This is a genomic window from Mesorhizobium sp. (assembly GCF_005063415.1).
Classification (GTDB): Bacteria; Pseudomonadota; Alphaproteobacteria; order Rhizobiales; family Rhizobiaceae; genus Mesorhizobium.
On the sequence record NZ_SUEG01000033.1, the window covers coordinates 1 to 4,303 of the forward strand.

The 4,303-nt window shown below is 63.6% G+C and carries 3 protein-coding genes and 1 pseudogene; 3 read left to right on the forward strand and 1 reads right to left on the reverse strand.

Annotation, left to right across the window (positions count from 1 at the left end):
- Positions 1 to 251 precede the first annotated feature (251 nt).
- Positions 252 to 2,285: a lytic transglycosylase domain-containing protein gene (locus E5W70_RS11615; RefSeq protein ID WP_292658016.1), complete on the reverse strand. Its 2,034-nt coding sequence runs from the start codon at positions 2,283 to 2,285 to the stop codon at positions 252 to 254.
- A 327-nt stretch (positions 2,286 to 2,612) separates the two neighbouring features.
- Here E5W70_RS11615 and dapA point away from each other — a divergent pair, with 327 nt between their 5' ends.
- The 3 genes and pseudogenes from dapA to E5W70_RS11630 form a co-directional block, all read left to right on the forward strand.
- Positions 2,613 to 3,494 (forward strand): 4-hydroxy-tetrahydrodipicolinate synthase, encoded by an 882-nt coding sequence (dapA, locus tag E5W70_RS11620; protein ID WP_292657885.1) that lies wholly within the window; start codon positions 2,613 to 2,615, stop codon positions 3,492 to 3,494.
- Between the two features lie 25 nt (positions 3,495 to 3,519).
- Positions 3,520 to 3,999 (forward strand): SsrA-binding protein SmpB, encoded by a 480-nt coding sequence (gene smpB / locus E5W70_RS11625; RefSeq protein ID WP_023768487.1) that lies wholly within the window; start codon positions 3,520 to 3,522, stop codon positions 3,997 to 3,999.
- Between the two features lie 106 nt (positions 4,000 to 4,105).
- Positions 4,106 to 4,303, forward strand: a pseudogene (locus tag E5W70_RS11630) (lysozyme); the annotation flags it as partial.

Sequence of the window (4,303 nt, forward strand, 5' to 3'; positions counted from 1 at the left end):
GGGTTCGGGTGGGGGTCCATCTTCGTAAGAGTCCAAATGCGATTGCCCTGCGCTTGGGGGAGATGTCCGGCAGGAGAGAGGCCCGCGCTGTCCCGCCAACTCCACGTCGGCATCGGAACCCTTCAAAGCCTGAAACAAAAAACCCGCCTCGTTGGGCGGGTCGTCGGTGCAATCAGCACCATACCAAAATTAGTAGCATAGCTGCCGGCACAAAGCAAGAACAAAATACGCCGTGGCTTGAAGCCCGGTCGTCACCCCCGGCCGTTCACCAAATCCCCGACGATGTCGTACTTGCCGGAGATACGCATCTTGTAGACCTCGTAATTCTCCATCACGCGCTGGACGTAACTTCTTGTTTCCGTATAGGGAATCCGCTCGATCCAGTCGACGACGGCGTCGACGTCCTTGCCGCGCGGATCGCCGTATTTCGCCACCCACTGGGCGGCGCGGGTGGGGCCGGCATTGTAGCCAACAAAGGTCAGCACGTAGGAGCCGTCGAAACGGCCGAGCTGCTCGCCGAGAAAGGCGGCGCCCAGCGTAGCATTGTAGCCGGCATCGGTGGTCAGCCGCGCCTGCGAGAAACTCATGCCGGCCTTCTTCGCCAATTGCTTGGCGGTGCCCGGCATTAGTTGCAGCAGCCCGCGCGCGCCGGCGCTGGAGATTGCGCCGATGTTGAACTCGCTTTCCTGGCGGGCAATCGCATAGGCCAGCGCCTTGCCCGAGCCGGAGATGTTGGCGGTGTCGGGAATGACGCCGAGCGGATGCGACAGCGCGCCGACATCGATGCCGCGGGCGCCGGCGATCTTGCCGATCTTCAGCGCCATGAAATGGTTGCCTTGTCTTTCCGCCAACACCGCAAGCAGCGCCAGTTCGCCGGGGCTGTTCAGCTGCCCGGCAAGATCGCGGTAGAGCGTTTCGGCATAGCGGTCATAGCCAGCCTCCTGCAGCCGCTTGATGGCGCTGACCGCCTCGCGGGTTGCGAAATTCTGGCGGTCGGCGGCACTTGGCTGGGGGTAGACGATGTTGAGGGTCTGCCGGCCGACGCGCTCGCCGGCGAGCTGGCCGTAAAAGGTCGTGCCGTAGCTTGCAGCGCGGCTGAAATAATCCTTGGCATTGCCGGGGCCGCCGACTTCGGCGGCGCGGCCGAGCCAGTAATATGCGCGCGACAGCGACATCGGCCCTTGGGCGAGCTCCGCGATTCGCGCAAAATGCTTGGCGGCGGTGCTCGGGTCGTTGAGGCCGCGCAGCGCGTACCAGCCTGCATGGAATTCCGCCTCGGCGGCATTGGCGGGACTTTCGGCGGCATGCGCGGCGACTATTCTGTAGGCGGTCTTCATGGCGCCCTGGTCGACCAGCTCTCGCGACAGCACCCGGCGTTGGACCCACCAGGCGTCCGGATCGACCAGAGCGTCACGGTCGCCCGGCGCCTTCAGCACCAGCGCGGCGGCGTCAGAAAATTTCTGTTGCTTGCGCAGATATTCGGCTTCGGCAAAGAGATAGCCGGCCGCCCGCTGCGCTGCCGTCACCGGCTTCAGCAGCTTGGCCGCGTTCTTGTCGCCTTTGGTGACTGCCGACCAGGCATCGGCCAATTGCTGGGCGCCGGCGAGACCGGCGACGCGCAGCGCCGAAGCGACCCGGTCGGCATAAAACATTCGCTCCATGCGGAAGCGATGGTCGGCGGCCGGGATCAGCGCGCCGAACTCGCGGATGACCGCCGCCTCGTCCCTGGCTTCGAGCTTTTCGGTGCGCCAGAATGGCGACAGCACCGAGCGCGCCGCCTTAGTATCGCCCAGCGCTACATAGGAGCGGGCAAGAATCACCACGCCCTCGAAGGTCAGCGGTTGGCTGCCGTCGAACGCCCGCACTACGACCTGTGGCGTGGGGTTCTCGCGATAGAGCGCGCGTTCGCTGTTCTTGCGCAAGGCGATCGTGCCCGGCCAGTTCGGCAGCATCTTCGCGGCGTCGGCGATGTCGCCGCTCGGCACATGGTCGCCGCCATAGAGCGCTATCGCCCAGGCAAGGATGTGCCGGTCGAGCGACTTGGCCGGCAGCGCCTCGCGCACCTGGCGCGCGCGCTGAATGTCGTTTGCCGCCAGCGCATCGAGACCGCTCTTCAGCGCCGCGGCGCTGGCGGACGGAGACTGCTGCACCGCATCGTTGTGCGGCTCCGTCATCGGAATCGCCGACGTGACCTGCACATCGACGCTGCTGCCGATCGCGGCGCCGGGAATCAGCGCGACGATCGCGCCGATAAGCGCGAAAAGATGAGGCCGCCTGGTCGGCATGGATTTGGTCATCCCCGTTCTTCGACGCTACAACAGGCACAGATGAATTGAAGCCTATTCGTCTGTGATGAAGGGCCCGTAAAGAAAACCCTATCGAGGTCGTTCGAATTGCAATTGCCGGCGCAATGCTTGCCGCGCAACAATGTCGAGACTATGGTGCGCCGCTTCGCTTTCGGCTAGAAGGCGCGCACGACAAACACCTACAGCGCCGCGCGTCTTCTCAGACGCGCAAAGGACGCTGTAGCAATTTAAATTTGGCGCATGATCCTTTCCGAAAATCGACTGCGATTTTCGGGGTCATGCGCTAGTCCCAAGGAGTTGGACGACATGCTGAGAGGCTCGCTGACCGCGCTCGTTACACCGTTCGAAAAGAGCGGACGTTTCGACGAGAAAGCCTTTCGCGCGTTTATCGCCTGGCAGATCGCCGAAGGCACGACGGGCGTGGTCCCGGTCGGCACCACCGGCGAGTCGCCGACGCTGTCGCATGACGAGCACCGCCAGGTCGTCAAGGTCTGCATCGAGGTCGCCAAGGGCCGGGTTCCTGTCGTCGCCGGCGCCGGCTCCAACAACACCGAAGAGGCGGTCGGCCTGGTCCAGTATGCCGAGAAGGCGGGCGCCGACGCGGCGCTTGTCGTCACGCCCTATTACAACAAGCCGACGCAGCGCGGCCTCTATGCGCATTTCGCCGCCGTCGCCAAGGCGACCAGCCTGCCGATCATCATCTACAACATTCCGCCGCGCTCGGTGATCGACATGAGCCCGGAGACGATGGGGCAATTGGTGCACGACTTCAAGAACATCGTCGGCGTCAAGGATGCCACGGGCAAGGTCGAGCGGGTTTCGGAGCAGCGCGCCACCTGCGGCAAGGATTTCATCCAGCTCTCCGGCGAAGACGCCTCGGCGCTCGGCTTCAACGCGCATGGCGGCGTCGGCTGTATTTCGGTGACGGCAAATGTCGCGCCCAGGCTCTGCGCTGAATTCCAGGAGGCAACGCTTTCCGGCGACAGCGCCAAGGCGCTCGACCTACAGGACCGTCTGTTGCCGCTGCACAAGGCGATTTTCCTGGAGCCCGGCGTATCCGGCGCGAAATATGCGCTGTCAAAGCTGGGCAAAGTCGAGAACGTGCTGCGCTCGCCGCTAGTGACGGTCGAGCCGTCGACCGCCGAGAAGATCGACGCGGCGATGAAGCACGCCGGCTTGATAAATTAGGGATGAGGCGCCACCTCTCGGCATCATGAATCAAGTCAGAAAAGCCGATCCCAACAACAAGACCGTTGCGGAAAACCGCAAGGCGCGGTTTTCCTATGAGGTGCTCGACACGATCGAGGCCGGCCTGGTGCTGACCGGTACCGAAGTGAAATCGCTGCGCCAGGGCCAGGCCAACATCCAGGACAGCTATGCCTCGGTCGAGGGTGGCGAGATCTGGTTGATCAACTCCTATTTGCCGGAGTATCTGCAGGCCAACCGCTTCAACCACGAGCCACGCCGCCGCCGCAAACTGCTGCTCAACAAGCGCGAGATGGCCAAGCTGGCGCAAAGCGTCGACCGCGAAGGCATGACGCTGGTGCCGCTGAAGATCTACTTCAACGACCAGGGCCGTGCCAAGCTGCTGCTCGCCGTTGGCCGCGGCAAGAAGCTGCACGATAAGCGCGAGACCGAAAAGCAGCGCGACTGGTCGCGCGAGAAGGGCCGGCTGCTGAAGGAGCGAGGGTGAGGGGCAGTCCGCGAAGCGGACGAAAAGCCAATGATTTGGCTTTTCGAGCGACGCACGCCCGGAGCCATAGCGGCGGGCAGGGCGGACCAATAGCGATAGGTCTCTGTTGAAAAACCGGATCGTCTTGTGGGGCGCGGCCGGTCTGCTCACGGCGGGCCTCGTTCTGGCCGGCGGCTATACCTACTTCCAGACGTTTTCTCCGGACCGCGGCAAATATCCGGTCAGGGGCATCGACGTTTCCCATCATCAGCGGCAGATCGACTGGCGGCGTGTTGCCGCCGACGATGTCGCCTTCGCCGTGATC